Consider the following 26,526-nt stretch of genomic DNA (forward strand, 5'->3'; position numbering starts at 1 on the left):
AAAGTTCCCGCCGGACGGCCCAACTTTCCGGGGCCGGGACCCCGCGAGCCCTCCAAAACCCTTGGGGCGCCCGTGTTTCGGGGGTGTTGCGGGACGGTGGCGGGGCGCCCCCGGATGCCGATCGCCGCTGGTCGGACGGGGCGCTCAACGCCCGCGCCACCCACCGGGTTCCCCCTGGGTGCTGTGGCCCTGGTCACGAAGCGGCGCAGTGTAGCAGAGGGCACCGCAAACCTTGTGAAGGGGCTCACGAGGTACCCCCTGGGGCGTGGTGAATACTCGAAGCATGAGCACCACGGAGCGTCCCAGGATCCTCGTAGTAGGCGGAGGGTACGTCGGCCTGTACGCGGCGCGGCGCATCCTCAAGAAGATGCGTTACGCGGAAGCGACGGTGACCGTCGTCGACCCGCGCTCGTATATGACGTACCAGCCGTTCCTGCCGGAGGCCGCCGCCGGCAGCATCTCCCCCCGCCACGTCGTGGTGCCGCTGCGCCGCGTGCTCCCCAAGGCGGAGGTCCTCACCGGCCGGGTCACCACCATCGACCAGGACCGCAAGGTCGCGGTCGTCGAGCCGCTCGTGGGCGAGACCTACGAACTGCCCTTCGACTACCTGGTGGTCGCGCTCGGCGCCGTCTCCCGCACCTTCCCGATCCCCGGCCTCGCCGAGCACGGCATCGGCATGAAGGGCGTCGAGGAGGCCATCGGCCTGCGCAACCACGTGCTGGAGCAGCTCGACAAGGCCGACTCCACCAACGACGAGGACGTCCGCCGCAAGGCGCTCACCTTCGTCTTCGTGGGCGGCGGCTTCGCCGGCGCCGAGACGATCGGCGAGGTCGAGGACATGGCCCGCGACGCGGCCAAGTACTACACCAACGTCAAGCGCGAGGACATGCGCTTCATCCTCGTCGACGCCGCCGACAAGATCCTCCCCGAGGTCGGCCCGGAGCTGGGCACCTGGGGCCTGGAGCACCTGCGCGAGCGTGGCATCGAGGTCTACCTCGGCACCTCCATGAGCTCCTGCGTCGACAAGCACGTGGTGCTCGCCAACGGCCTGGAGGTCGACGCCTCCACCATCGTGTGGACCGCGGGCGTCAAGCCCAACCCGGCGCTCGCCAGGTACGGCCTCCCGCTCGGCCCGCGCGGCCACGTGGACACCGCCCCGACGCTTCAGGTCCAGGGCACCGACTACATCTGGTCCGCCGGTGACAACGCCCAGGTCCCCGACCTGGCCTCCGGCCCCGGCGCCTGGTGCCCGCCGAACGCCCAGCACGCGCTGCGCCAGGCCAAGGTGCTCGGCGACAACGTGGTGTCCGGCATGCGGGGCTTCCCGCAGAAGGAGTACAAGCACGCCAACAAGGGCGCGGTGGCCGGCCTCGGCCTGCACAAGGGTGTCGCCCTGATCCGCTTCGGCAAGCTCAAGCTGAAGTTCAAGGGCCGCCTGGCCTGGTACATGCACCGTGGCTACCACGGCATGGCGGTCCCGACCTTCAACCGCAAGATCCGGGTCCTCGCGGACTGGACGCTGGCGATGTTCCTCAAGCGCGAGGTCGTCTCGCTCGGCGCCATCGAGAACCCGCGCGAGGAGTTCTACGAGGCCGCCAGGCCGGTCCCGGCCGCGGCGGCGGTCGCCGCCGAGGCCACCAAGGCCAAGGCCTGAGCAGGTAACGGTCCGGCCGAAGGGCGTCCGCCATCCGTGGGGCGGGCGCCCTTCGCCGTGCCCGTGTCCCTGGCCCCGGGGCACAGGACATGAGATGGGTAGAGGTAAAGAAGCGGTAGTGCGGGAATGTCGGTGTATCCCGCATCCGTTTCCCAGCCCAGTGGACCCGTCTTCATGGAGGCACGGAGGTACCCGCCATGGCCGATGCGGCCGGACGACTGACCGCTCTCGCCGAGCAGGCGCTCGGCGTTCCCCTCCCGCTGCGCATCCGCGCGTGGGACGGCAGCGAGACCGGACCGCCCGACGCCCCGACGCTGGTCGTGCGGCACCGCAGGGCGTTGCGCCGGCTGCTGTGGAAGCCCGGCGAGCTCGGCCTGGTCCGCGCCTGGGTGGCCGGTGAACTCGACGTCGAGGGCGACCTGTACGAGGCGCTGGACCGGCTCTCGGGGCTCGTCTGGGATCGCCCCACCGAGGACGACGGGGCGTCACCGCGCCGTCTGCTCGGTCTCGCGCGCGACCCCGAGACCTACCGGCTGGCCCGGGAGGCCCTCGCCCTCGCCGGACCCGGACTGCCGCCGCCCCCGCCGCCGGAGGAGGTACGCCGGCGCTCCGGGGTGCTGCACAGCCCGGTCCGCGACCGGCAGGCGATCAGCCATCACTACGACGTCGGCAACGACTTCTACGGGCTGGTGCTCGGCCCGTCCATGGTCTACTCGTGCGCCTACTGGGAGGGGCCCGACGCGACCCTGGAGGACGCCCAGCGGGCCAAGCTCGACCTCATCTGCCGCAAGCTGGAACTGCGGCCCGGGCAGCGGCTGCTGGACGTCGGCTGCGGCTGGGGCTCCATGGTGATGCACGCCGTCGAGCACTACGGCGTCCACGCCACCGGCGTCACGCTCTCCACCGAGCAGGCCTCCTCCGCGCGCAAGCGGGTCGCCGACGCCGGCCTCGCCGACCGGATCGACATCCGCGTGCAGGACTACCGGGCGGTCGACGACGGGCCGTACGACGCCATCTCCTCGATCGGCATGGCCGAGCACGTGGGCCGCGAGCGCTACCGGCAGTACGCCGGGGTGCTGTACGGGCTGCTGCGGCCCGGCGGGCGGCTGCTCAACCACCAGATCGGCCGCCGCCCCTGGACCGACGAAGAGGCCTACCACGTCGACGAGTTCATCGACCGGTACGTCTTCCCGGACGGAGAGCTGGCCCCGCTCGGCTCCACCGTCTCGCGGCTGGAGGAGGCCGGACTCGAGGTACGGGACGTGGAGGCGATCCGCGAGCACTACGCCCTGACCCTGCGGCAGTGGGTCGCCAACCTGGAGGCGCACTGGCCGGAGGCCGTCCGCCTCGCCGGAGCCGGCCGCGCCCGTGTCTGGCGGCTGTACATGGCGGCCTCCGCGCTCTCCTTCGAGCAGAACCGCATCGGCGTCAACCAGGTGCTCGCCGTCCGCCCGACCAAGGACGGCGGCTCCGGGATGCCCCGCACCCGGGCCGACTGGCTGGGCCCGGGCCGGCAGGACTGACATGCCGAGGGGCGGAGGCCGTCGTGGCCTCCGCCCCTCGGGCGCCTCCCGCCGTCCCGCTACTCGGCCTTGATGGCCTCCAGCATGTTCAGCCTGGACGCCCGCCGGGCCGGCCACAGCGCGGCCAGGACGCCCACCAGGGCGGCCATCGCCAGGAACACCCCGATCCTGTCCCAGGGCAGCGTCATCGCGTAGCTCGGCAGCTGTGGCTTGATCAGCCCGCCGACGGCCCAGGCGAGGAACACCCCGAGCCCGAGGCCCAGTACCGCGCCGAACAGCGAGATCACCAGGGACTCCAGCCGGATCATCCGCTTGACCGCGGTACGGTCCAGGCCGATCGCGCGCAGCATGCCGATCTCGTGCTTGCGCTCGAAGACCGACATCGCCAGCGTGTTGATCACACCCAGCACTGCGACCAGCACGGCCATCGCGAGCAGCCCGTAGAGGATGTTCAGCATCAGGTCGATCGTGGAACTGAGCTCGCGGGAGATGGCCGCCTTGTCCTGGACCTTGATCACCGGGTTCTCGCCGAGCGCCTTCACCAGCGCGTCCTGGTTGGCCTCTTCGGCACCGCCGGCCATCCTCACCAGCACCCGCATGTCCCCTGCTTCGGGGGTGTGCGGGGTGACCGTGGCGTTGTCCATGATCACGCCGTTGATGAGGTCGCCGCCCTCGTAGACGCCGCCGATCGTCAACCGCCCCTTGGTGCCGTCGTCGTAGCGCACCGGCAGGCTCTGCCCGGTGTGCCAGCCGCGCCGCTCGGCGGTGTCGGAGTCCACGACCATGGAGTCGCCGTGCACCGAGGCCAGGGAGCCGTGGGTGAAGTCCAGGGTAAGCAGCCGCCCGATCTGCGGCGCGTCGACGCCGGTGACCCACTCGTCCTCGCCGCCCAGTTCGGTGTGCGCGTCGCGCACCGCGCTGGAGTCGCTGACGCCGTCGATGCCGGCGACCCGCTCGGCCACCTCGGGCGAGAGGTTCCGGCCGGTGGCCATCGTGATCTGGTAGTCGGCCTTCAGGTGGGCGGCGGCCATTTCGTCCACGGTGGTCTTGACCGAGATGGCCACCACCGTGAGGGCGGTGATCAAGGTGAGACCGATCATCAGGGCCGACGCGGTCGCGGCGGTGCGCCGCGGGTTGCGCACCGAGTTCTGCCGGGCGAGCTTGCCCGTGACCCCGAAGGGCCGCAGCAGCGGCGCGGCCGCGGCGACCACCGGCCGGGACAGCAGCGGCGTGAGGACGAAGACGCCGATCAGCAGCAGCCCTGCGCCGCCGCCCAGGACCATGTTGCCGTTGTCCTTCATCCCCGAGCCGGCCAGCACCAGGACCACACCGGCCGCCGACAGCAGCGCGCCGAGGGTGTTGCGCAGGAGCAGGCCCTTGACGGTGGCCGGGGCGTGCACGCTGCTCATCGCCGCGACCGGCGGGATCTTGGCGGCCCGGCGGGCCGGCAGCCATGCGGCGAGCATGGTGACGCCCACACCGACGGCGAGCGCAGCCCCGGCCGTGCCGGGCTGTACGGACAGGGCGCCCTCGGGCAGTTCCGCGCCCGCCGAGCCGAGCACCGCCCGCATGACGGCCGCGATGCCGATGCCCAGCAGGAACCCGGTGGCACCGGCCACCACGCCCACCACGAGGGCCTCGGCCAGCACCGACCGCGTCACCTGCCGGCGGCTGGCGCCGACCGCGCGCAGCAGCGCGAGTTCCTTGGTGCGCTGGGCGACGAGCATGGTGAAGGTGTTGGCGATGATGAAGATGCCGACGAAGAGCGCGATGCCGGCGAAGCTGAGCAGGGTGGTGTTGAAGGTGCTGAGGTCGGAGGCGATCTGCCGGGCCTCGTCGTCGGCCAGTTTCTGCCCGGTGGTCGCGGTGGCGTCCTTGGCGTAGCGCGGCAGCAGCTTTTCGATCTCGGCCCTGAGCGTGGCCTGCGCGGTGCCCGGCGCCGCCTTGACGTCGATCTCCTCGTACGTGCCCGGCTTGCCGAAGAGCTTCTGGGCCGTGGCCGTGTCGAAGAGCACCAGGCTGCCGCCCGCGGCGACGTTGCCGTCGTCGGTGGAGAAGACGCCGGTCACCTTCTGCCGCATCACCGGGCCGTCGATGGACATCCGGACGGTGTCGCCGACGGCGTAGCCCGTCCGCTCCGCGGTCTTGGAGTCCAGCGCGATCTCGGAGGAGGTCCGCGGGGCGCGTCCCTCGCGTATCGGATAGCGGTCCGCACCGGCGTAGTTGCCGCCGCGGGTGGACCAGCCGTCGCCGACCAGCCGGCCGTCCTTGCCGGCGACCGCGGTGAAGCCGGTGACGGTCGCGGTGGTGGACGCGGTGCCGGGCAGCCGGCCGATCTCGTCCACCAGCCGCTGGGGGAGCGGATGGTCGACGTCCCCGTAGGTGACGGCGACCGAGACGTCGGAGTAGCTCCTCGCGGAGGCCTTGCGGAGGGCATTGCCGATGGTGTCGGTGAACACCAGGGTGCCGGAGACGAAGGCGACGCCGAGCATCACGGCGAGCACGGTCATCAGCAGTCTGGCCTTGTGCGCCAGCACATTGCGCAGGGCGGTACGGAACATGTCAGGGCTTGTCTCTCGGTCGTGGCTCGTGGTCGGCGGCGCGGATCAGCTGGTACGGCCCTTGGCGTCGAAGCGCTTCATGCGCTCCAGCACCGTGTCCGCGGTCGGGCCGTGCAGCTCGTCGACGATCCGCCCGTCGGCGAGGAAGACCACGCGGTCGGCGTAGGAGGCGGCGACCGGGTCGTGGGTGACCATGACGACCGTCTGGCCGAGCTCCTTCACGGAGTTGCGGAGGAAGCCGAGGATCTCCGCGCCGGAACGGGAGTCGAGGTTGCCGGTCGGCTCGTCGGCGAAGATGATCTCGGGCCGGCTGGCCAGTGCCCGGGCGACGGCGACCCGCTGCTGCTGTCCGCCGGACAGCTGGGACGGCCGGTGCGACAGCCGCCCGGACAGTCCGACCGTCTCGACGACCCGGTCCAGCCACTGCTTGTCGGTCCTGCGGCCGGCGATGTCCATCGGGAGCGTGATGTTCTCCGCGGCGGTGAGCGTCGGCAGCAGGTTGAACGCCTGGAAGACGAAGCCGATCTTGTCCCGGCGGAGCTTGGTGAGCTGCTTGTCCTTCAGCGAGGACAGCTCGGTGTCGCCGATCCGCGCCGAGCCGGACGAGACGGTGTCCAGGCCCGCCATGCAGTGCATCAGCGTGGACTTGCCCGAGCCCGAGGGCCCCATGATCGCGGTGTACTCGCCGGCTCGGAACTCGACCGTCACCGCGTCGAGCGCGACGACCCGGGTCTCGCCCTCCCCGTAGACCTTGCTGAGGTCGGTGGCGCGGGCGGCCGTGGCCGTGGCGGTGGGGTGTGCGGTGGTGGTGGTCACGGCACGCTGCTCCTGTCGGGACGGGGGAGTCGATCGGACCCCTCCATCGTCCCGACGGGAGACGTCGCCGGGATCCGTCCACATCGTGGTTCTGCAGGCAGTCCCGAGAGGTACGCGCGGACCCTCGCGTCCTACTTGGGGATGACGGGGACCCCGACATCCCGCCCCCGGGTGGAAGCGATTTCGCGTCATATGCAGCGGGTGCGGTCCGCCGCCCGGACCGCCCCGGGCCTGTGCTTTCCTCCGGACGGCACATATCTGATGGCCCGTCAGTCAGCCTTAAAATCAGACAACATGACGAATCCTGGGCCCTGTTCCACCCGCCCCGCCGGATAGGCTCGTACTGCGCTCTCGTACCGCCACGCCCGGATGGTGGAATGCAGACACGGCGAGCTTAAACCTCGCTGCCCCTTGCGGGCGTACCGGTTCGAATCCGGTTCCGGGCACTCACTTCCTCACCGGCGTGGCACCACCGCCACGTTCTCAGCCCTGTTCCCGTTCCACCGGGAGCCACAGTTCGGCCTCCGCCTCGGTCCCGTCCGCGGACGGACGGGCGCGCAGGATCTCGGGGCCGGGGCGGCTGCGGTACGGGTTGGAGGGGAACCACTGGGTGAACACGTCCCGCCACAGCTCCTGGATGGCCTGCGGCGCCGGCCCTGAGGTGGTGAAGACCGCCCAGGTGCCCGCAGGCACGGGGAGGACCGTGGTGCCGTCGGGCGCGGCCGCCGACGTGATCACCCCCTGGTGGTAGTCGAGAAAGGTGCCTTCGGCGCGGCTCGGGTCCAGTTCGTCGCAGACCGCGACGACCCCTCGCGGTTCCTGGTCCGACAGCTCCTCCAGACGTGCCACGAGCCGCGGGTCGATCCCGCGGACGAAATCGACGATCGCCTGGTTCGGCCCCGAGTGCACCAGGGGGACCCGGGCCTTGAGGCCGACGACCCTGAAGTCCGGCCTGTCCACGACGCGGTAACGCATGCTGCTGCTCCCTTCGACGGTGAGGCGGAAGGCCAACCGGGGCTGGGAGACCAGCGCGGCGCCGGTGCGCCGGGCCTCGCCCGGCCCGACCCCGTGCACGGCGCGGAACGCCCGGGCGAAGGCCTCGCCCGATCCGTACCCGTAGCGCACCGCGACCTCCAGCAGCGTCGCGGGCCCCGCGAGCACCTCCGCGCCGGCGACGGTCAGCCGGCGGCGCCGTACGTACTCCGAGAGCGGCATGCCCGCGAGCGCGGAGAACATCCGGCGCAGGTGGTACTCCGAGGTGCCCGCGACGCGTGCCAGCGCGGCCACGTCGACCTGCCCGTCGAGATGGCGCTCGACGTGCTCCAGGGCCTGGTTGAGACGTTCCAGCACTCCCGTTCCCCTTCCTCTTCCACGACCCACGCTAGGCGTCGGGCACCCCGCCGGACCCGACATCCCGTGCCCGGTCGGGTCGGGTGGCCGCGACGTCCGCCGCCGCACGGGCGAACGCGCGGACCCGGGCCGTGGTGTTGCCGTGCCGCCACACCAGGCCGCGCTCGATGGGCGGTGCGTCGTGGAGGGGGACGTAGGCGAGGTCCGGCCGGGGGTAGTAGCGGCGGGCGTGCTCCCCGACGGGGAGGACGCCCCGGCCCAGCGCCACCAGGGTGAGCATCTCGGAGAACGACCCGCCGGCCGGCCCCTTCGGGACCGTACGGCCCGACGGGGTGCGCTCCGGGGTGCGGTCCCGCTTGAACGCCACCGAGGTCACCTCCGGGTACTGCACCACGGGGTGGTCCGCGAGCACCTCGAGCGACACCGACTCCCGGCCGGCCGCCGGGTGCCCCGCGGCCACCGCGAGCACCCGGCGCTCCCTGAGCAGCACCGGTCCGCGGACCATCCCGTCGAAGGGGAAGGAGGCAAGGAGCACGTCGACGGAACCGTCCAGCAGGCTCGCCCGGGAGGTGGCCAGCTGGACCTCGCGCACGTCCACCCGGCAGTCGGGGTGGCGCTCGGAGAACAGGCGGACCACCCTCAGCAGCGTGGGCGCCGTGCCCTCGCCGAGGAAGGCCACGCGCAGCGCGCCGGTGATGCCGCGGCCGGCGTCGGCGGCCCTGCGCAGCGCTTCCTCCAGCCCGGCGACGAGGGGGAGCAGATCGTCCGCGAGCCGCCTGCCGACCGGGGTGATCCGGACGCTGCGGCTGTTCCGTTCGAAGAGCGGGCAGCCGATGGTGCGTTCCAGCTTGCCCACCACCTGGCTGACCCGCCCGGTGGTGACGCCCAGGCGCTCGGCGGTCCGGCCGAAGTGCAGCTCCTCGGCGAGGGTGAGGAAGGCCTCGATCTCCACCCGCTCCAGCACGCTTCCCCCTCGGCGTTGAGTTCCGCTCAACGATCGTACGGCGATCATGCCTTGATGACGGCGGCCCCCCGGCGGATCGTGGAGGACGTCCACGGCACACCACCCCTGGAGGAGACATGACCGTGCTGCGCGTGAAGGCCTTCGACCACCTGGTCCTCAACGTCGCCGACGTCGAGCGGTCCCTGGCCTTCTACACCGGACCGCTCGGCCTGGAACCGGTGCGCGTCGACGAATGGCGCGCGGGGAAGGCCCCGTTCCCGTCGGTGCGGGTCACCCGGGAGACCATCATCGACCTGGTCGCCGGGCCCCGCGGCGAGTCCAACGTCGACCACATCTGCCTCACCGTCGAACCGCTGGACTGGGAAGAGGTCGTCGCGTCCGGGGTGTTCACGGTGCTGGAGGCCAACGTGCGGCGGTTCGGCGCGCGCGGCTCCGCCCTGTCGACCTACGTCGAGGACCCGGACGGCAACACGGTCGAACTGCGCTGGTACCCACAGGACGCGCAGGACTGAGCGCAGTTCCGGGCGCCGCCTTCGGCGCCCGGCCCGGTTGCTACAGTGCGCCCGTGTCCGACTCCTCGCGTGAATCCCTGTCCGGCGCCGGCTGGGAGAGCCAGCAGCCCGGCGCCTACCGGGAGTTGATGCCGGCCCGGGTGGTCAACCTGTCGTGGCTGGACCCGGTGACCCTGTGGAAGGCCCGCAACGGCCCGCTCGCCTCGCTGTTCGGCGACCCGACCGGCCGGGACCGGCAGCGCTGGGTGAACGGCCAACTGGAGCGAGGGGCGTCCGGCGCGGACCTGGTGATCGAGCGGGACGACCCCGACACCTTCTCCTTCCTCCTCCTCGGCGACACCGGCGAGGGCGACGACCCGCAGTACGCCGTCGTCCCCGGGATGCTCAAGGCGGGCGCCGGCACGCGCTACGCCGTGATCTGCAGCGACGTCCTCTACCCCGTCGGCAGCGCCAACGAGTACGACACGAAGTTCTTCCGGCCCTACCGGGACTACGACGCCCCCGTCTACGCCATCCCCGGGAACCACGACTGGTACGACGGGCTCAACGGCTTCATGCGGGTGTTCTGCCGCGCCCCCGCCCTGCCGCCCGCGCCGCGCCCCCGCCGGTTGACCCGGGCCTGGTGGCGCAGCCTGCTGTGGGCGAAGCCCGACGTGCCGGACGACGCCCGGCTCGACGAGGCCCGCCGGATGCGCTCAGCGCCCTCGCAGGCGGCCTCCCAGCCCGGCCCGTACTGGGCGATCGACTCGGGGCCGATACGGATCATAGGCATCGACACCGGGCTGCTCGGCGACATCGACAGGGAGCAGGGCGAGTGGCTGCGCCAGGTCTCCCTGGGGCCCCGCCCCAAGATCCTCGTCACCGGTTCCCCGATCTACGTGGACGGCGAGCACCACCCCTGCGCCATCGAGGGCGGCGGCACGGTCGACGAGGTCGTCCGCGACCCGGAGCACAACTTCGTCGCCGTGATCGGCGGGGACATCCACAACTACCAGCGCTACCCGGTGGACGTGGACGGCCGGAGGATCGAATACGTCGTCTCCGGCGGCGGGGGCGCCTTCATGCACGCCACCCACACGATCCCCCGGGTGGAGGTCGGCGGCGTCACCGAGGACCGCTTCCGCTGCTACCCGATGCGCGGCGACTCCCTCGCCTTCTACAGCCGGCTCTACGGCCGCCGGCTCCACCTGCGCCGCCTGTTCGACCTGACCCCGGACGAGGCGTCCGCGGTCCTCGCCCGGCGTCTCGGCATCCCGGCCACCCGGGCCACCGGCGCCCGCGTGACCTGGCGGACCCGCTTCGTCGCCGGCGTCCTGGGTGCTCCGCCCCGGCCGGACCGCAGGCGCCGGCTGCGCCTGCCCGTCCGCCGGGTGCTCACCCGTCTGCTCTCCCCGGGCTCGGCGACGTACAGCCCGCCGTTCTTCAAGAGCTTCCTGCGGCTGGACGTCAGCCCGGCCGCCGTCCGCGTGCGGTGCTTCGCCGCCACCGGCCTGCTGGCGCACGAACTGGACCCGCCGGTCGAGGACGACTTCACCGTCCCCTTGCCGTGGACGAACGGTATGTGAACGGCGCGCCCGTTCCCCCGGCCCTCCCCGCTGCGCGCATCACGATGCCCTGCGACGGCGGTGATCTGCAAGAACGCGCCGGATGCGGCCGTGCGGGGCGGCCCGCGCGTGAGGCTGCCGCGACCACCTGTACGGACAAGTCCGGGCCTAGGCTTTTACCGTCACCTGAAGGTTCCGTCGCGTTCTGGACATCTGCGCTTAGTCAACCTTCCCCCTAAGGCTCCTAAGTTCACAGCCAAGCAATGGCAAGCAGTGAGCAACGGAGGTCGTTGTGTCCGAGGGTGTACGCAGGGCCCGGCGGTACGCCGCGCCCGTGGCGGCTGCGGCCGCCGCCGCGGTCGTGACCATGGTGGTCAGCCCGACGCTGGGTGCGTCGGCCACGGCCCCGCAGACCGCAAGCAAGGGCAAGGCCCCGGCTGCGAAGAACGTCATCTTCATCAACGGCGACGGCATGGGTGCCGCCGCCCGGCAGGCCGCGCGCCTGCACCTGACCGGTCTGAACGGTCAGCTCGCGATGGACAAGCTCCCCTACTCGGGTCAGCTGACCACCGAGCCGGACGACCCGAAGGCCGTCGTCACCGACTCCGCCGCGGCCGCGACCGCGTGGGCGACCGGTGAGAAGACCTACAACGGCGCGATCAGCGTCGACGTGGACGGCAACCCGCTGGCCACCCTGGGCCAGCAGGCCAAGGCCGCCGGCAAGGCCACCGGCCTGGTCACGACCGCGCAGGTCACCGACGCGTCGCCGGCCGCCTTCTTCTCCAGCACGGCCAACCGGTCGGCGCAGGACGAGATCGCGCGCCAGTACATCGAGGTCAGCAAGCCCGACGTCATCCTGGGCGGTGGCGAGGACTGGTGGCTGCCCGCGGGCAGCCCCGGCGCCTTCCAGGACAAGCCCGCCGAGGACACGTCCGAGGCGAGCAAGGGCACCAAGGGTGACCTGATCACGAAGGCCAAGAAGGCCGGCTATTCCTACGTCTCCAGCGCGGACCAGCTCAGCCGCGCCAAGGGCGGCAAGCTCCTCGGTCTCTTCGCCAACGAGGAGATGTTCCAGCAGCGTCCCGAGGGCCAGGGCGACGTGTACAACCCGGTGGTCGGCCTGTCCACCATGACCAGCAAGGCCCTCAGCACGCTGGACAAGAACAAGAAGGGCTTCTTCCTCATGGTCGAGGAGGAGGGCGTGGACGAGTTCGCGCACTCCAACAACGGCACCCGCGTCCTGCAGTCCATGCAGGAGCTGGAGAAGGCCGTCGCGGTGGCCCGCGCCTACGTGGCCACCCACCCCGACACCCTGCTGGTCGTCACCGGTGACCACGAGACCGGCGGCCTGGCCGTGGAGGAGGCCGACTCCGCCGACGAGTCCGGCGACGGCATCTCCGCCGAGGACGGTCCGTTCAGCATCCGCGGCAGCGACAAGTCGTTCTACATCGACTGGACCACCTCCGGTCACACCGGTGTGGACGTCCCCGTCACCGCGGCCGGCCCGCTCGCGAACCGCTTCACCGGCAAGCACGCCAACACCTACGTGCACGACGTGCTGAGCGAGATCCTGGCGACGCGTCGCTGAGCGAGGATCCACTTCCGGCGGGTGCCGGGGAGGGGACCGCCCCTCCCCGGCACCCGCCGTTCCTCCCCCGGCGGTGTGGCGCCGCGGGGACGGGGAAAGGCGTGGTGGCAGGCATGGTGAGCGGGCCGCAAAAGATCCTCCTTGAGGCGTAGGCGACCCGCTTTGCCATACCATTACTCTTGGTGCGGAGCCGTATCGCGCGGCCATGGAGGAGTGACAGATGAGGAGCAGCAACCCGGTCTTCTCGCGGCGTGGGTTCTCCCGCGGGGAGGGCTACGCGGGCTTCGGCGGTCAGCCGCAGACGCAGGGCGTCCCCCAGACGGGCGGCAACCCCTACGCGGGCACGAACCCGTACGCGGGCAGCAACCCCTACGACACCACGTACCAGGCCCCGCCGGGCGCCCCCGTGCAGACCGGCCGGATGACGATGGACGACGTCGTCATGCGCACCGCCATGACCCTGGGCACCGTGGTGCTCGGCGCGCTCGTGGCGTGGTTCGTGCTGCCGGTCTCGGAGAAGAGCTACGGCCTGGCGATCGGCGCCTCGCTCGTGGCCCTGGTCCTGGGCCTGATCCAGTCGTTCAAGCGTGAGGCCTCGCCCGCGCTGATCCTCGGCTACGCGGTCTTCGAGGGTGTCTTCCTCGGCATCTGGAGCAAGATCCTCAACTTCATGTGGCCGGGCATCCCGCTGCAGGCCGTGCTGGGGACCATGGCGGTCTTCGTCGGCATGCTGGTGGCGTACCGCACCCGCCTCATCCGGGTCACCGCCCGCTACGCCCGCATCGGCATGGCGATCGCCATCGGCTTCGTCATCCTGACGTTCGTCAACCTGATCGCCGCGATGATCGGCGGCGGTGACGGCCTCGGCCTGCGCAGCGGTGGGCTCGGCATCGTGGTCGGCATCATCGGGATCGCGCTGGGCGCGTTCTTCCTGTCGCTGGACTTCAAGCAGATCGAGGACGGCATCCAGTACGGCGCTCCGCGCCAGGAGTCCTGGCTGGCGGCCTTCGGGCTCACGCTCTCCCTGGTCTGGATCTACCTGGAGATGCTGCGGCTGATCGCGATCCTGCGCGGCGACGACTGAGTGCGCTGACCCGCGAGGGACATTCAACGGGCCCCGGAGGCAATGCCTTTCGGGGCCCGTTCGCATGTGCGGGAGGGGAGGCGCGTCAGCCGAACCTCCGCGCGGCCCGCCTCAGGTCGTATTCGTGGACGATGGCCTTGGCGTGTCCGTAGGACAGGTCGTGCTCGCTGCGGAGCCAGCTGACTTTCTCCTCGAAGCGGAGGAAAGCGGGCCCGTCGTCGACCGTGCGAAGCCATTCGCCGATCTCGCGGCCGGTGCAGTGGGGGATGTGGGAGAGCAGGTTCCGGTGGGTCTCTTCCGAGAAGGTCTGTGACATCGGCGCCTCCGGTATGCGTTCCGGTCACCCCACCGTGCCTGAGCCGTCGACCGTTGGCAACAGTGCAACGCACTCGGTTGTGTGTACGCACCGGTAGGCTCGCGCCGTGCTGGACTGTACGACGCTCCGCGACGCCGCCGGACTCCTGGCGGCGCGTTACCGCTCCCTGCCGCAGAGCCGGCTCCGTGGCGAGGTGGCCCGGGCGGGCCTGGAACTCGCCCGTGAACTGGCCGCCCTGGCACAGCGGATCGAGTTCCCCGGGCGGGAACCGGTGCCGGTGCCGGACGAGGGGGTCTTCGTGATCGGCGACCAGATCTCCGTGGCCGCCCACGACCTGGCCGCCGCCCTGGAACCGCATCCGGAACTGGCGCACGTACGCGACGCGGCCGTGTCCCGGATCGGGGACACGGCCGCGCGGTGCGGTCTGTAGGACGGGCAGGACGGGCTACAGCGAGGCGACCACCCGGTCGGCGAGCACGTAGACGGACTCCTCGCCGTAGGTGAAGGTCAGCGCGTAGCCGCCCGCGACGGCGGAGCCGCCCAGCAGTATCGGGGACTCGCCCTGGTCCAGGGCGTCGCAGAGGCGGTCGGCGGTGTCCCGGTCGCCCGGGGTCATGCAGAGCGTGGTGCCGTCGGCGAAGACGTACACGTCGAGCGTGCCGAGCGGGCCGGGACGGACGTCGGCGAGCGGCATCCGCAGGTCCGCGAGTTCGGACAGGCGCTCGGCGGTCTGCTCCTGGTTGGCCACGACCGGTGCCGGGACGCCGAAGTCGGGGTCGGAGGGGTGCCGGAAGGGCGCCGGGCCACCGGGCTCCAGGCCCGCGAGGTCGGCCTGGCGGGGCAGGAACGGGCCGTACGGCAGCACCTCGTAGTCGGTGCCGGCGGCGCCCGGAACCGGGCCGGCCCCCTGGCCGCCGAAGAGCTGGGCGTCGAGCTGCGGGTCCACGAGGGCCTCGCCGGACTCGCCCGTCCCGTAGCCGAGGGGGGCTTCCTGAGCGGCCCAGAAGGCACGTGCCTCGGCCAGTTCGCGCTCCCGCTCGTCGGCGAGCGCGTCGGCGACGGCGGTGCGGATGGCCTCGGCGTCCGGAGTGGTGCGTGCGGCGGGAACCCCGGCCGCCCGCCCGGCACGGGCCTCGGCCAGGTCCGCGCGCAGGGCCGCGACGTCACGACGTACGCCGCGTGTGGCGAACAGCGCGGCGGAGCCGGCGGCCACGGCGGTTGCCGCGCCCGCCAGCAGGACGAGGAACATGGCGCTCACTGGCGTACTCCCGACTGTGCTTTCCCGAGCCTGGCCCCCTGTACACCACCACTCTGCACCGGAATCCATGGCCTCTGCAGTGCGGAACGTCACGAAATGGGAGGGTCCAAAGTCTCGCCCCGTACCAGTGGCACGCCTCTGACCTGCCTAAACGACCGCCCCCGGGATTAGGTCACATCCAGGGGGCGGTTCGATTGCGACTTGTGTCTCGAACGTTCGTCCGAGGGTTCGGGAAGGGCCGGCGGGGCCCGTTACGACAGGCGCTCGATGACCATGGCCATGCCCTGGCCGCCGCCGACGCACATGGTCTCCAGGCCGAACTGCTTGTCGTGCCACTGGAGCGAGTTGATCAGCGTGGTGGTGATGCGGGCGCCCGTCATGCCGAAGGGGTGACCGACGGCGATCGCGCCGCCGTTGACGTTGAGCCGGTCGATGTCGACGCCCAGGTCCCGGTAGGAGGGGATGACCTGCGCCGCGAAGGCCTCGTTGATCTCGACCAGGTCGATGTCGTCGATGGTCAGCCCGGCACGCTTCAGTGCCTGGCGGGACGCCTCGACCGGGCCGTGGCCCATGATCTCGGGGGAGAGGCCGGAGACGCCGGTGGAGACCACCCGGGCGAGCGGGGTGATGCCGAGCTCGCGCGCCTTGGTGTCGCTCATGACGACCAGCGCCGCGGCGCCGTCGTTCAGCGGGCAGCAGTTGCCGGCGGTCACGGTGCCGTCGGGGCGGAAGACCGGCTTCAGACCCTGCACGGCCTCCAGGGTGACCCCGGCGCGCGGGCCGTCGTCCTTGGCGACGACCGTGCCGTCGGGCAGCGTCACCGGGGTGATCTCGCGCTCCCAGAAGCCGTTCTTGATGGCCTCTTCGGCCAGGTTCTGCGAGCGGACGCCGAACTCGTCCTGGTCGGCGCGGGTGACGCCCTTGAGGGCCGCCAGGTTCTCGGCGGTCTGGCCCATCGCGATGTACGCGTCAGGGACCAGCCCGTCCTCGCGCGGATCGTGCCATTCCCCGCCGCCCTGCGCGGCGCGGGCCGCGGTGCGGGCCTCGGCCTCGGCGAAGAGCGGGTTGTGGGTGCCGGGCATGCCGTCGGAGCTGCCGTTGACGAAGCGGGACACGGTCTCGACGCCGGCGGAGATGAAGACGTCGCCCTCGCCCGCCTTGATGGCGTGCAGCGCCATCCGGGTCGTCTGCAGCGACGAGGAGCAATAACGCGTGACCGTGCAGCCCGGGAGGTGGTCCATGCCCATCTGCACGGCCACGATCCGGCCCAGGTTGTGACCCTGCTCGCCGCCGGGCAGGCCGCAGCCCAGCATCAGGTCGTCGATCTCGCGCGGGTCGAGCTGCGGCACCTTGGCGAGGGCCGCCTGGATGATCGTGGCGGTCAGGTCGTCGGGGCGCAGGTCCTTCAGGGACCCCTTGACGGCCCGGCCGATGGGGGAGCGGGCGGCAGAGACGATCACGGCTTCGGGCATCGCGACTCCTCGACGAGGCGGCGGGGGTACGGCTGGGACTCTCTGGGAAGTTACCTGTACGTAGCGGAGGGAGTCACGGCCTGGGGGCTGTGACGCGGACCTCTTTCTGAGCGCTTGCTTAGTCCATGATGGCGCATCCTCGTGGCGAACGCGCCCCCCCGTGCGATGCTGACGTGGTGAATCCGGACGACCTGGTACGGCTGCGGCGCGCCCGTGACGCGATGGACCGTGACTACGCGGAGCCCCTCGACGTCCCCGCACTGGCCCGCGCGGCGCTGATGTCCCCCGGCCACTTCTCGCGCAGCTTCCGGGCCGCGTTCGGCGAGTCCCCGTACAGCTACCTCATGACGCGCCGGATCGAGCGCGCCAAGGCCCTGCTGCGGCGCGGCGACCTCACGGTCACGGAGGTCTGCTTCGCGGTCGGCTGCACCTCGCTCGGCTCCTTCAGCTCGCGCTTCACCGAACTCGTGGGCGAGACCCCGAGCGCCTACCGCGCGCGCGACCACGGGCCGGGCGCGCCGATCCCGGCGTGCATCGCGAAGCGGTACACCAGGCCGGTCAGGAACAGGGAAGCGAAGACCGCGCCGCGGGCCTAGCGTGGTCCGCATGGACATCACGCTGTCACAGTGCTTCATCGCCGTCGACGACCACGACAAGGCGCTGCCCTTCTACCGCGACGTCCTCGGACTGGAGGTCCGCAACGACGTCGGCTTCGAGGGCATGCGCTGGGTGACGGTCGGCTCGCCCGACCAGCCCGGCGTGGAGATCGTGCTCGAACCGCCCCTGGCGGACCCGGGCGCCTCCGACGCGGACAAGCAGGCCATGAGCGAGCTGCTGGCCAAGGGCATGCTGCGCGGGGTCATCTTCGCCACCGGTGACGTCGACGCCACCTTCGAGCGCATCCGCGACGCGGGCGGCGAGGTGCTCCAGGAGCCCATGGACCAGCCCTACGGCGTCCGTGACTGCGCCTTCCGCGACCCCTCCGGCAACCTGCTCCGCTTCAACCAGCGTAAGGCCGGCTGACGCCGGTTCCGGGCGTCATGGCCGTTGGGGCGGACGGCGGCGGGTGAAGGCGCGGGGTTGCCGTGCGGCGCGCAACGCCGCCCCGGGGGCCGCACCGCGCGGGGGTCGACCCCCTGCGGCAAGCGGTGGGCGGCATCCGCGACGGGTGCCCTCGCGGGTGGATGGGAGACAGCCCCCGCCGCAGGCGCAGCGGACCCGCGGCCGGCGGCGGCGGGTTGCCGCACGGCGCGTCCCGCCGCCCGAAGGGCCGCACCGCGCGGGGGCGGCCCCTGCGCCTTCTGCGGACGGCGGCGGTCCGCGGCGGGGCCTGGTGGTCCGGAGTTCGGGCGGTGGGTGGGAGACAGCTCCCCGCCGCAGGCGCAGCGGACCCGCGGCCGGCGGCGGGTTGCCGCACGGCGCGTACCGCGGCCGGAAGGGCCGCACCGCGCGGGGGCGGCCCCTGTGGCTTCCGCAGCCACGGCGGCGGTCCGCGGCGGGGCCTGGTGGTCCGGAGTTCGGGCGGTGGGTGGGAGACAGCCCCCCGCCGCAGGCGCAGCGGTCCCGCGGACGGCGGTGGCGGGTTGCCGCACGGCGCGTCCCACCGCCCGAAGGGCCGCACCGCGCGGGGGCGGCCCCTGCGCCTTCTGCGGACGGCGGCGGTCCGCGACGGGGCCTGGTGGTCCGGAGTTCGGGCGGTGGGTGGGAGACAGCCCCCCGCCGCAGGCGCAGCGGTCCCGCGGACGGCGGCGGGTACCGCCGCCCGGAGGGCCCGCAACCTGCCGGAGGCGCTAGTTCTGGGCGGCCTCGGCCGCCGCCGTGGCGGCGGGTTCCGTCGCGTCGGGGAGGCGGCGACGGCGGCGGCGCTTGAGGAGGGCCCAGCGGCCGCGGGGGCCGGAGACCGTGCCGGCGGCCGCGGTGACCTCGGTGCCGGCCTCGCCCGCGGCTTCCGCGGCGGCCTGGGCCACCGGGAGGAAGCCCTCGCCGCGCCGGGCGTCGGGGCGCTCGTCCTCCTCGGGCCACAGCCCGACCGCGGAGCACAGCGTCGGCAGCATCGCCATGGCCGCGGTCGCGTAACCCTCGGCCGACGGGTGGTAGTTGTCCGGGCCGAACATCTCGCGGGGGCGGGACTCGAACTCGGGCCCGAGCAGGTCGCCCAGTGACACGGTGCGGCCGCCGAGGCCGACCACCGCGATGGTCTGCGCGGCCGCGAGCTGACGGCTCAGCCGCCGCGCGATCCAGCGCAGCGGCTGGTAGACCGGCTCGATCGTGCCCAGGTCGGGGCAGGTCCCGACGATCACCTCGCAGCCGGCCTCGCGCAGCCGCCGCACCGCGTCGGACAGCATCCGCACCGAGACGGCCAGCGGCATCCGCCGGGTCACGTCGTTCGCCCCGATCATGATCACGCACAGATCGGGCGCGGTACCGAGAGTGGGCCCCAGCAGAAGATCGACCTGGCGGGCCAGGTCGTCGGACTGTGCGCCGGGATTGGCCACGTTGACCAGCCGTACCGGCCGTTCCGCCACCGCCGCCACCCCGGAGGCCAGCAATGCGCCGGGGGTCTGGCTCGCCCGGTGCACCCCCTGCCCCGCCGCCGTGGAGTCGCCCACGAGGGCCAGCACGATCGGCCGCTCGTCGGTGCTCAGCGCGAAGGCGGCGCCGTAGACGCCGTCCGCGCGGGGCGGGACGGCGTCGGAGCCGCCCACGGTCCTGCGGGCGAGCGCGGCCTCGGTCAGCACCAGGCCGACCGCGGCGCCGCCCAGCAGCCCGATGCCGCCACCTCCGTACGCGGCGGCCGTCGCGATCCGCCGCGCCACCCTTGCCCTGGACAACGTCCACCTCCCGCGCCGGGTGTGCGGACCCTCGTGGCCCGACCCGTACAACGATTTGTTGCCCCGTCCGGTGCCCGCCGCAACCGCTGGGCGGCCCCGACTCAGGTCAGTCGCTGCTGCGCGACGAACCAGGCGAGCTGGGTGCGGTTGGCGGTTCCGGTGGACTCCATCAGGGACCGGATCCTGCGCTGCAGCGTGCGCAGGGATATCCCCAGCTGGGAGGCGATCGCCTTGTCGGGCAGCCCGGACATCAGCAGCGAGAGCAGCTGCTCGTCGAGCTCGGGGGAGCCGGGGAACTCCGGGTCCTCCTCCGTCTCGCCGAGCGAGGGCATGCGCAGCGGCGTGCCGCGCAGCCAGCGGTCCTCGAAGAGCTCCAGCAGCGCGTCGACCAGCACCGAGGGGTGGAGCAGCAGCAGGCCGGCGGAGGAGACCACGGACCGGTCGCGGCCGCCGGACAGCGGCAGCAGCGCCCGCTCGGCGTCGACGATCATCAGCTTCATCGGCACGGTCGGCGCCGCCCGGGCCAGCTCGCCCGGCTCGACGAAGCCCGGCATGTCGGCCGCCCCGGGGTACACCAGGGCCGTCGTCTCGTACAGGGAGCGGTACTCGACCCCGGCGGTCAGCCGCTCCTTCTGCACGACGTTGCCCGCCGCGGCGACGTACGGCGGCCGCACGAAGGTCAGCACCTCCTTGCGGGCCTCGCGCTGCAGCTGCTCGATCATGTGCTGCTGTTCCGTCTCGCCGTGGATCACCTCGGCGATCCCGCCCGGCATCACCGGCTCGGCCGGCCGGGACGGGCGCACGGCGGCGAGGGCCGTGAGCCGTTCCCGCACGGAGGCGAGGCCGGACTCCACGGCGGCCAGGCCGCTGAGGGCGGCGGCGTAGTCGGCGTTGCCCGTGCCCGCTTCGGTGGTGTCCGGGTGTTCCTGGTCAGGCATTGCCCACCCCCCGGTTGTATAAGCCCGGTGTCGTAACAGCGACGTGTCGTGATCGCGCCACGGTGTGACTCTACAACCGGACCTTCCGGGGCGTACGTAACACCAATGTGAAGCGTGCGACGCCCGGTGCCGGCGTGGGCGACCCCCCACCGGAAAACCGCTTACCCTGGCCTCACAATCACGGAGAACCCGGAGACAATGGTGCAGTTCCACGACTCGATGATCAGTCTCGTCGGCAACACCCCGCTGGTGAGGCTCAACAGCGTGACGGCAGGAATCCAGGCGACCGTCCTGGCCAAGGTCGAGTACTTCAACCCCGGCGGTTCGGTCAAGGACCGCATCGCGCTGCGGATGATCGAGGCCGCGGAGAAGAGCGGCGAACTCAAGCCCGGCGGCACGATCGTGGAGCCCACCTCGGGCAACACGGGCGTCGGCCTGGCGATCGTGGCCCAGCAGAAGGGCTACCACTGCATCTTCGTCTGCCCCGACAAGGTCTCCGCGGACAAGATCAACGTCATGCGGGCCTACGGCGCCGAGGTCGTGGTCTGCCCCACCGCCGTGGACCCCGAGCACCCGGACTCGTACTACAACGTCTCCGACCGGCTGGTGCGCGAGACCCCGAACGCCTGGAAGCCGGACCAGTACAGCAACCCCAACAACCCGGCCTCGCACTACCACTCCACCGGCCCGGAGCTGTGGGAGCAGACCGAGGGGAAGATCACGCACTTCGTGGCGGGCGTCGGCACCGGCGGCACCATCTCCGGCACCGGCCGCTACCTGAAGGACGCCTCGGACGGCAGGGTGAAGGTCATCGGCGCGGACCCGGAGGGCTCCGTCTACAGCGGCGGCTCCGGCCGGCCGTACCTCGTCGAGGGCGTCGGTGAGGACTTCTGGCCCACCGCCTACGACCGCACCGTCGCGGACGAGATCCTCGCGGTCTCGGACAAGGACTCCTTCCAGATGACCCGCCGCCTCGCCAAGGAGGAGGGCCTGCTCGTCGGCGGCTCCTGCGGCATGGCGGTCGTCGCGGCGCTGCGCGTGGCCGAGCGGCTCGGCCCGGACGACGTCGTGGTCGTCCTGCTGCCGGACTCCGGCCGCGGCTACCTCTCGAAGATCTTCAACGACGAGTGGATGGCCGACTACGGCTTCCTGGAGGAGGGCACCGGCCAGGCCCGCGTCTCCGACGTGCTGGACCGCAAGGACGGCGGCATCCCGCAGCTGGTGCACATGCACCCCGAGGAGACGGTCGGCCAGGCCATCGAGGTGCTGCGCGAGTACGGCGTCTCGCAGATGCCGATCGTGAAGCCGGGCGCCGGGCACCCCGACGTCATGGCCGCCGAGGTCATCGGCTCGGTCGTGGAGCGGGAACTGCTCGACGCGCTGTTCACCAAGCGCGCCACCCTGGACGACCCGCTGGAGCGGCACATGAGCGCGCCGCTGCCGCAGGTGGGCTCCGGCGAGCCGGTCGGCGACCTGATGGCCGTGCTGGGCTCCGCCGACGCGGCGATCGTGCTGGTCGAGGGCAAGCCGACAGGTGTGGTCAGCCGCCAGGACCTGCTCGCCTTCCTCGCCGAGGAGGCCAAGTAACGGCACCCGGGGACGTCCCCGGGACGTCCCACGGAGGTCCGCCACGGGTTCGCGGAAGTGGTACACCCACGTCACGTGGCCGCAGCACGCGCTTAACACGGGTCCGGCACATTGGTGGATGTCGGCGGACGGCACACCGGTCGCCCGGTCGACACCACGGATGTGGCGCCAAGGACCTCCGGAGCGGCTCCCGGACCTCCATGGTGACCCCAGGACGTGTGGCCCGGCCCTGATCCGGCCCACGTCCCTCGCGGGGACCGCCGTCGTCCCGCCCCCCGGGTGACCGGGGGTGCGGCGGTTCCCGCGCAATCTGTGGAAGAGCGGTCCGCGTCCCCGCGCGGGCCGCTCTTCTGGTTGAGTGGCCGCCGTGATCAGCGCACAGACGTTCGCAGCCGTCGAGGAGTCCATACGCACCGTGGCCGACGAGGAGGCGCTCGCCCGCTTCGGCCGCCTCGCCGAGGGCGACGTCGACGAGAAGAAGGGCCCGCTGGACCTCGTCACGGTCGCCGACCGCCGGGTCGAGGAACGCCTCACCCGTACGCTCACCCGCCTGCTGCCGGGCTCCGCCGTCATCGGCGAGGAGGCCGTGCACGCCGACCCCGCGCTGCTCGGGGCACTGCTGGGCGAGGCTCCGGTCTGGATCGTCGACCCGGTCGACGGCACCTCCAACTTCGTCCGCGGCGACTCCTCGTTCGTCACCCAGGTCGCCCTGGCCGCGCGCGGTGAGCTGCTCGCCTCCTGGACGTACCGGCCCGTCGACGGGGTCCTCGCCACCGCCCGGCGCGGCGAGGGCGCGCACCTGGGCGGCCGTCCGCTGCGGCTGGGCACCGGCGGCGCCCAGGACGCGGACGAGGTGCTCCTGGTGGCCGGCGCCCGGCCCGCGCACCTCACCGCCGACCAGCACCGGAGGCTGTACGAGTTGGGGGCCGCGCACGGCGTCAAGCCCTGGGCGAGCGGCTCCGCCGGCTGCGACTACCTCGACGTCGCGCTCGGGCGGCTCGACGCGGCCACCTACGCCTACGACAACCCCTGGGACCACTCCGCCGGCGTCCTGCTGGTCGCCGAGGCGGGCGGAACGGTGCTGGGCGCGGACGGGCTGCCGTTCCGCATGGCCGCCGGGCCGCTGCCCTTCGCCGCGGCACGCGACGAGACCGCGGCCCGCCGCGTCGTGGCACTGCTCACGGCGTAGCGCGGGAAGGCGGCGGCGCGGCGGCCCCCCCGGGGCCCGCCGTCGAAGGGCCTTCTCCCCGGCGCGGCGCCGGCTGCGGTCGCGGAGTCGGGCACCCGCCTGTCGGGCGATGCGTCCCCGACTCGTGCGGCGCCCCGCCGCGGACGCGTTCCGGCCCGCGCGGGGGCCGCCCGCCGCCTCAGGGCCGTCAGTCCTCCCAGGCGTCCGGGTCCTTGCCGCGGCGCGGCGCGCTGCCCCGCTCGTTGAACAGCCACCCCAGCGAATGGGCGGCGTTGACGGCGACGATGCCGACCCAGGCGACGAGGAGCCCGGGCAGGTCGCCCTTGTCGGCCGCGATGGCGGACAGCGGGATCGCCATGATCAAGGAGAACGCCCCGAAGCCGTAGCGGGCGCCGAAACGGCCGCCCCCATGGCCGCGCGCCTCCGGCCCGACCCGGCGCCCGGCACGGGCGAACGCCGTCTGGTGCTCGGCCAGTTCGCGGCGTACCCGCCGCTCGACCTGGGAGTCGATGCGCCGGTCCATCTTCTCCAGGAAGGAGTCGATGAGGGCCGACTCGTACTCCTCCCCCAAGTCCTTGCGCGCCTGGATGGTGGCGGCGAATTCCTTCTTGAGCTCTGGGTCAAGGGCGTCCATGACGCCACCGTACGGACCGGTCGGCCCGGTGGCACTGGGGGAAACCCCCGAACCTTCCCGGGGGTCGCCCCAGTAGGGTCGTGGGGTGACCGGACACGCGCCGCGCCTGCTGACCGCCCTGCACCACGCCCCGTCCGACCGCCCCGACGCGGTCACCGTCGACGGGCGCCCGAGCTCGCGCGAGGAACTGCTCGGTGCCGCGGGCGCCTTCGCGGCACGCGTCGCGGGTGCCCCGGCGGTCGCCGTGCACGCGGCGCCGTCCCTGGAGACGGTCGTGGCGGTCGTCGGCGGCCTCCTCGCGGGCGTCCCGGTCGTCCCGGTGCCGCCCGACGCGGGACCGGCCGAGCGCGACCACATCCTGCGCGACTCCGGGGCCGTGCAGGCGCCCCCGGTCGTGGTCACCGAGCGCAGGTCCTGGGACGGCCCCGAGCCGGACCCGGACACGGCGGCCCTCGTCCTGTACACCTCGGGCACCACCGGGGCGCCCAAGGGCGTGCTGGTCCCCCGCCGCGCGGTCGCGGCCGGACTCGACGCCCTCGCCGGGGCCTGGGAGTGGACGCCGGAGGACACCCTCGTCCACGGCCTGCCGCTGTTCCACGTGCACGGCCTCGTGCTCGGCGTGCTCGGCGCGCTGCGCACCGGGAGCCGTCTGGTCCACACCGGCCGCCCCACCCCGCAGGCGTACGCGGCGGCGGGCGGCAGCCTCTACTTCGGCGTGCCGACCGTCTGGGGCCGGGTCGCGGGGGACCCGGAGTCCGCCAGGGCGCTGAGCGGCGCCCGCTTGCTGGTCTCCGGCAGTGCGCCGCTGCCGGCGCCGGTCTTCCGCGAACTGGAGGCGCTGACCGGGCAGCGGCCGGTCGAGCGCTACGGCATGACGGAGACCCTGATCACGGTCAGCACCCGGGCGGCCGGTGAGCGGCGCCCCGGCTCCGTCGGGCTGCCGCTGCCGGGGATCCGCACCCGGATCGCGGCCGAGCCGGGCGCGGAGATCGGTGAGCTCCAGCTCACCGGGCCCACCCTCTTCGACGGCTACCTGGGACGGCCGGAGGCGACCGCGGCCTCGTACACCGAGGACGGCTGGTTCCGCACCGGGGACATCGCGGCGATCGAGCCGGACGGCATGCATCGGATCGTCGGCCGGGCCTCCACCGACCTGATCAAGTCCGGCGGCTACCGGATCGGCGCGGGCGAGGTGGAGAACGCCCTGCTGGACCACCCCGCGGTGCGGGAGGCGGCCGTGGTGGGCGCCCCGCACACCGACCTCGGCCAGGAGATCGTGGCCTACGTGGTGGCGGACGGGGTGGGCGAGCGCGAGCTGATCGACTTCGTGGCCGGTCACCTGTCGGTGCACAAGCGCCCGCGCAAGGTCCGCTTCCTGACCGAACTGCCGCGCAACGCGATGGGCAAGCCGCAGAAGAAGCTGCTGCCGCCCGTGTGAGCCGGGGCGCCTTGCCCTCCTGCATAGAATCATGCAGAGTCATCGGCACATGAATGGCCGACCGGAGAGGGCGTCATGGCCACCGAGAACGCCACCGGAGCCGACGGGACCGACACCGCGTCCGCGCGCCTGATGAAGCTGTTCGAGGCGCACCGGCTCACGCCCACCCAGCGCCGCATCGCGCACTGCCTGGTGCGGCGGGCCGCCGACGCGCCCTTCCTGTCCAGCGTCGAGGTCGCCGAACTGGCCGGGGTCAGCCAGCCCTCCGTGACCCGCTTCGCCGTCGCGCTCGGCTTCGACGGCTACCCCGCGCTCCGCCGCCACCTGCGCGACGTCGCCCCCGCCGTAGCGCCCCAGGGGCAGCCGGACGGCGACCGGTACAACGAGTACCAGGAGGCCGTGCAGGCCGAGATCGAGAACCTGCGGCACCTCGCCGCGCTGCTCGCCGACCCCGCCCCGGTCGCCCGCGCGGGCGCCCTGCTCGCCGCGTCCCGGCCGCTGCCCGTCCTGGGACTGCGGGCCGCGGCCGCCCAGGCCCGCGGCTTCGGCTACTTCGCGGCCAAGGTGCACCCCGACGTCCGTCTCCTCGACGAGGGCGGCAGCATGCTCGCCGACCGCGTCGACGCGGCCGTGCGCGCCGGGGCGAGCGCCCTGCTGTGCTTCGCGCTGCCCCGGCATCCCCGTGAGGTGGTCGAGGCCCTGGAGTACGCCCGCTCCGCCGGGCTGACCGTCGTCACCGTCGCCGACAGCGCCTTCGCGCCGGTCGCCGCCCACTCCGACGTCCTGCTCCCTGCGGCCGTCGGCACGGGACTCGCCTTCGACACCGCGTGCGCGCCGATGCTGCTCGGGCGGGTGCTTCTGGAGGCGATGTGCGACGGGCTGCCGGACGCGCAGGCGCGGCTGGAGGAGTTCGACGCCAAGGCCGCGGCGCAGGGCCTGTTCGTGGAGTGAGGCGCCCCGACGCACGGGGGCGGGCGGCGGGTCGGACGCCGGGTCAGGCGCCCACCCCGTCGTGCTCCACGACCAGATGGCGGGGACCGCGCAGCACCGGGCTTCGCCGGTACGGCGGCGGGTCCTCCGCCGGCCGGAGGCCGTCCAGGTCGCGCAGCAGCGCGGTGAGGGTTCGACGCCAAGGCCGCGGCGCAGGGCCTGTTCGTGGAGTGAGCCGCCCCGACGCACGGGGGCGGGCGGCGGGTCGGACGCCGGGTCAGGCGCCCACCCCGTCGTGCTCCACGACCAGATGGCGGGGACCGCGCAGCACCGGGCT

General features: G+C 72.8%; 23 protein-coding genes, 1 tRNA gene and 1 pseudogene. 14 read left to right on the forward strand and 11 right to left on the reverse strand.

Features of this window, described 5'->3' with window-relative positions:
* The first annotated feature begins 283 nt into the window (after positions 1-283).
* On the forward strand, positions 284-1,654 hold the full coding sequence (locus PV341_RS07115; RefSeq protein WP_500328667.1) for an NAD(P)/FAD-dependent oxidoreductase: 1,371 nt from the start codon (positions 284-286) through the stop codon (positions 1,652-1,654).
* 197 nt (positions 1,655-1,851) lie between these two features.
* A complete protein-coding gene (locus tag PV341_RS07120; protein ID WP_500328666.1) occupies positions 1,852-3,177 on the forward strand; it encodes a class I SAM-dependent methyltransferase in 1,326 nt (441 codons plus the stop codon).
* A gap of 59 nt (positions 3,178-3,236) precedes the next feature.
* Here PV341_RS07120 and PV341_RS07125 read toward each other — a convergent pair whose 3' ends face one another.
* Positions 3,237-5,738, reverse strand: coding sequence for an ABC transporter permease (locus tag PV341_RS07125; RefSeq protein ID WP_500357050.1), 2,502 nt, complete (start codon positions 5,736-5,738; stop codon positions 3,237-3,239).
* 45 nt (positions 5,739-5,783) lie between these two features.
* Positions 5,784-6,554 carry an ABC transporter ATP-binding protein gene (locus PV341_RS07130; protein WP_500328664.1) on the reverse strand — a complete coding sequence of 257 codons (771 nt, stop codon included), beginning with the start codon at positions 6,552-6,554 and terminating at the stop codon, positions 5,784-5,786.
* 363 nt (positions 6,555-6,917) lie between these two features.
* Between PV341_RS07130 and PV341_RS07135 the strand changes: the two genes are divergently transcribed.
* Positions 6,918-7,000: transfer RNA gene (locus tag PV341_RS07135), tRNA-Leu, on the forward strand.
* Positions 7,001-7,037: 37 nt separating this feature from the next.
* Here the strand turns inward: PV341_RS07135 and PV341_RS07140 are convergent.
* Both PV341_RS07140 and PV341_RS07145 read right to left on the reverse strand, forming a co-directional pair.
* A complete protein-coding gene (locus PV341_RS07140) occupies positions 7,038-7,904 on the reverse strand; it encodes an AraC family transcriptional regulator (protein WP_500328663.1) in 867 nt (288 codons plus the stop codon).
* 31 nt (positions 7,905-7,935) lie between these two features.
* Positions 7,936-8,868, reverse strand: coding sequence for a LysR family transcriptional regulator (locus PV341_RS07145; protein ID WP_500328662.1), 933 nt, complete (start codon positions 8,866-8,868; stop codon positions 7,936-7,938).
* Positions 8,869-8,984: 116 nt separating this feature from the next.
* Here PV341_RS07145 and PV341_RS07150 point away from each other — a divergent pair, with 116 nt between their 5' ends.
* From PV341_RS07150 to PV341_RS07165, 4 genes are all read left to right on the forward strand, one after another.
* Positions 8,985-9,380, forward strand: a complete 396-nt coding sequence (locus PV341_RS07150) for a VOC family protein (protein WP_500328661.1) — start codon at positions 8,985-8,987, stop codon at positions 9,378-9,380.
* A gap of 53 nt (positions 9,381-9,433) precedes the next feature.
* Positions 9,434-10,945: a metallophosphoesterase family protein gene (locus PV341_RS07155; protein ID WP_500328660.1), complete on the forward strand. Its 1,512-nt coding sequence runs from the start codon at positions 9,434-9,436 to the stop codon at positions 10,943-10,945.
* Between the two features lie 271 nt (positions 10,946-11,216).
* A complete protein-coding gene (locus tag PV341_RS07160) occupies positions 11,217-12,512 on the forward strand; it encodes an alkaline phosphatase (protein WP_500328659.1) in 1,296 nt (431 codons plus the stop codon).
* A gap of 220 nt (positions 12,513-12,732) precedes the next feature.
* A complete protein-coding gene (locus PV341_RS07165) occupies positions 12,733-13,596 on the forward strand; it encodes a Bax inhibitor-1/YccA family protein (RefSeq protein WP_500328658.1) in 864 nt (287 codons plus the stop codon).
* Between the two features lie 85 nt (positions 13,597-13,681).
* Here the strand turns inward: PV341_RS07165 and PV341_RS07170 are convergent, their stop codons facing one another.
* On the reverse strand, positions 13,682-13,912 hold the full coding sequence (locus PV341_RS07170) for a DUF4287 domain-containing protein (protein WP_319161564.1): 231 nt from the start codon (positions 13,910-13,912) through the stop codon (positions 13,682-13,684).
* Between the two features lie 106 nt (positions 13,913-14,018).
* Here PV341_RS07170 and PV341_RS07175 point away from each other — a divergent pair, with 106 nt between their 5' ends.
* Positions 14,019-14,342, forward strand: coding sequence for a hypothetical protein (locus PV341_RS07175; RefSeq protein WP_500328657.1), 324 nt, complete (start codon positions 14,019-14,021; stop codon positions 14,340-14,342).
* A gap of 15 nt (positions 14,343-14,357) precedes the next feature.
* Here the strand turns inward: PV341_RS07175 and PV341_RS07180 are convergent, their stop codons facing one another.
* Together PV341_RS07180 and PV341_RS07185 are read right to left on the reverse strand one after the other, a co-directional pair.
* Positions 14,358-15,170: a hypothetical protein gene (locus tag PV341_RS07180; protein ID WP_500328656.1), complete on the reverse strand. Its 813-nt coding sequence runs from the start codon at positions 15,168-15,170 to the stop codon at positions 14,358-14,360.
* Between the two features lie 251 nt (positions 15,171-15,421).
* Entirely contained in the window at positions 15,422-16,642 is a 1,221-nt protein-coding gene (locus PV341_RS07185; protein ID WP_499512208.1) for an acetyl-CoA C-acetyltransferase, read from the reverse strand.
* A gap of 176 nt (positions 16,643-16,818) precedes the next feature.
* Between PV341_RS07185 and PV341_RS07190 the strand changes: the two genes are divergently transcribed.
* Together PV341_RS07190 and PV341_RS07195 are read left to right on the forward strand one after the other, a co-directional pair.
* Positions 16,819-17,238, forward strand: coding sequence for a helix-turn-helix domain-containing protein (locus PV341_RS07190; protein ID WP_500357063.1), 420 nt, complete (start codon positions 16,819-16,821; stop codon positions 17,236-17,238).
* Between the two features lie 10 nt (positions 17,239-17,248).
* Positions 17,249-17,665, forward strand: a complete 417-nt coding sequence (locus PV341_RS07195) for a VOC family protein (RefSeq protein WP_500328654.1) — start codon at positions 17,249-17,251, stop codon at positions 17,663-17,665.
* Between the two features lie 767 nt (positions 17,666-18,432).
* Here the strand turns inward: PV341_RS07195 and PV341_RS07200 are convergent.
* Positions 18,433-19,458 (reverse strand): SGNH/GDSL hydrolase family protein, encoded by a 1,026-nt coding sequence (locus tag PV341_RS07200; protein ID WP_500357065.1) that lies wholly within the window; start codon positions 19,456-19,458, stop codon positions 18,433-18,435.
* A 116-nt stretch (positions 19,459-19,574) separates the two neighbouring features.
* Entirely contained in the window at positions 19,575-20,411 is an 837-nt protein-coding gene (locus tag PV341_RS07205; RefSeq protein WP_500328653.1) for a helix-turn-helix transcriptional regulator, read from the reverse strand.
* A gap of 201 nt (positions 20,412-20,612) precedes the next feature.
* On the opposite strand from PV341_RS07205, the gene PV341_RS07210 reads away from it, so the two are divergent.
* Positions 20,613-21,998, forward strand: a complete 1,386-nt coding sequence (locus tag PV341_RS07210) for a cystathionine beta-synthase (protein ID WP_500357067.1) — start codon at positions 20,613-20,615, stop codon at positions 21,996-21,998.
* 367 nt (positions 21,999-22,365) lie between these two features.
* Positions 22,366-23,187, forward strand: coding sequence for an inositol monophosphatase family protein (locus PV341_RS07215; protein WP_500328652.1), 822 nt, complete (start codon positions 22,366-22,368; stop codon positions 23,185-23,187).
* Between the two features lie 187 nt (positions 23,188-23,374).
* Here PV341_RS07215 and PV341_RS07220 read toward each other — a convergent pair whose 3' ends face one another.
* Positions 23,375-23,821, reverse strand: coding sequence for a hypothetical protein (locus PV341_RS07220; protein ID WP_499512204.1), 447 nt, complete (start codon positions 23,819-23,821; stop codon positions 23,375-23,377).
* Positions 23,822-23,906: 85 nt separating this feature from the next.
* Here PV341_RS07220 and PV341_RS07225 point away from each other — a divergent pair, with 85 nt between their 5' ends.
* Positions 23,907-25,259 (forward strand): acyl-CoA synthetase, encoded by a 1,353-nt coding sequence (locus tag PV341_RS07225; protein WP_500328651.1) that lies wholly within the window; start codon positions 23,907-23,909, stop codon positions 25,257-25,259.
* A gap of 75 nt (positions 25,260-25,334) precedes the next feature.
* The gene (locus tag PV341_RS07230) at positions 25,335-26,210 is read left to right on the forward strand and encodes a MurR/RpiR family transcriptional regulator (RefSeq protein ID WP_500328650.1); all 876 of its coding nucleotides are present in this window, start codon (positions 25,335-25,337) and stop codon (positions 26,208-26,210) included.
* Positions 26,211-26,253: 43 nt separating this feature from the next.
* Here PV341_RS07230 and PV341_RS07235 read toward each other — a convergent pair.
* Positions 26,254-26,379: pseudogene (locus PV341_RS07235) on the reverse strand (cytochrome P450); the annotation flags it as partial.
* Between the last annotated feature and the right edge of the window lie 147 nt (positions 26,380-26,526).

It is taken from the genome of Streptomyces sp. PA03-1a, assembly GCF_033792805.1.
In the GTDB taxonomy this organism is placed as follows: domain Bacteria; phylum Actinomycetota; class Actinomycetes; order Streptomycetales; family Streptomycetaceae; genus Actinacidiphila.

Bases quoted from the DNA above. Each gene is read 5' to 3' on its own strand.
- PV341_RS07115 (WP_500328667.1), top strand. From the start codon at position 284: ATGAGCACCACGGAGCGTCCCAGGATCCTCGTAGTAGGCGGAGGGTAC.
- PV341_RS07120 (WP_500328666.1), top strand. From the start codon at position 1,852: ATGGCCGATGCGGCCGGACGACTGACCGCTCTCGCCGAGCAGGCGCTC.
- PV341_RS07125 (WP_500357050.1), bottom strand. From the start codon at position 5,738: ATGTTCCGTACCGCCCTGCGCAATGTGCTGGCGCACAAGGCCAGACTG.
- PV341_RS07150 (WP_500328661.1), top strand. From the start codon at position 8,985: ATGACCGTGCTGCGCGTGAAGGCCTTCGACCACCTGGTCCTCAACGTC.
- PV341_RS07165 (WP_500328658.1), top strand. From the start codon at position 12,733: ATGAGGAGCAGCAACCCGGTCTTCTCGCGGCGTGGGTTCTCCCGCGGG.
- PV341_RS07170 (WP_319161564.1), bottom strand. From the start codon at position 13,912: ATGTCACAGACCTTCTCGGAAGAGACCCACCGGAACCTGCTCTCCCAC.
- PV341_RS07185 (WP_499512208.1), bottom strand. From the start codon at position 16,642: ATGCCCGAAGCCGTGATCGTCTCTGCCGCCCGCTCCCCCATCGGCCGG.
- PV341_RS07195 (WP_500328654.1), top strand. From the start codon at position 17,249: ATGGACATCACGCTGTCACAGTGCTTCATCGCCGTCGACGACCACGAC.
- PV341_RS07205 (WP_500328653.1), bottom strand. From the start codon at position 20,411: ATGCCTGACCAGGAACACCCGGACACCACCGAAGCGGGCACGGGCAAC.
- PV341_RS07220 (WP_499512204.1), bottom strand. From the start codon at position 23,821: ATGGACGCCCTTGACCCAGAGCTCAAGAAGGAATTCGCCGCCACCATC.
- PV341_RS07230 (WP_500328650.1), top strand. From the start codon at position 25,335: ATGGCCACCGAGAACGCCACCGGAGCCGACGGGACCGACACCGCGTCC.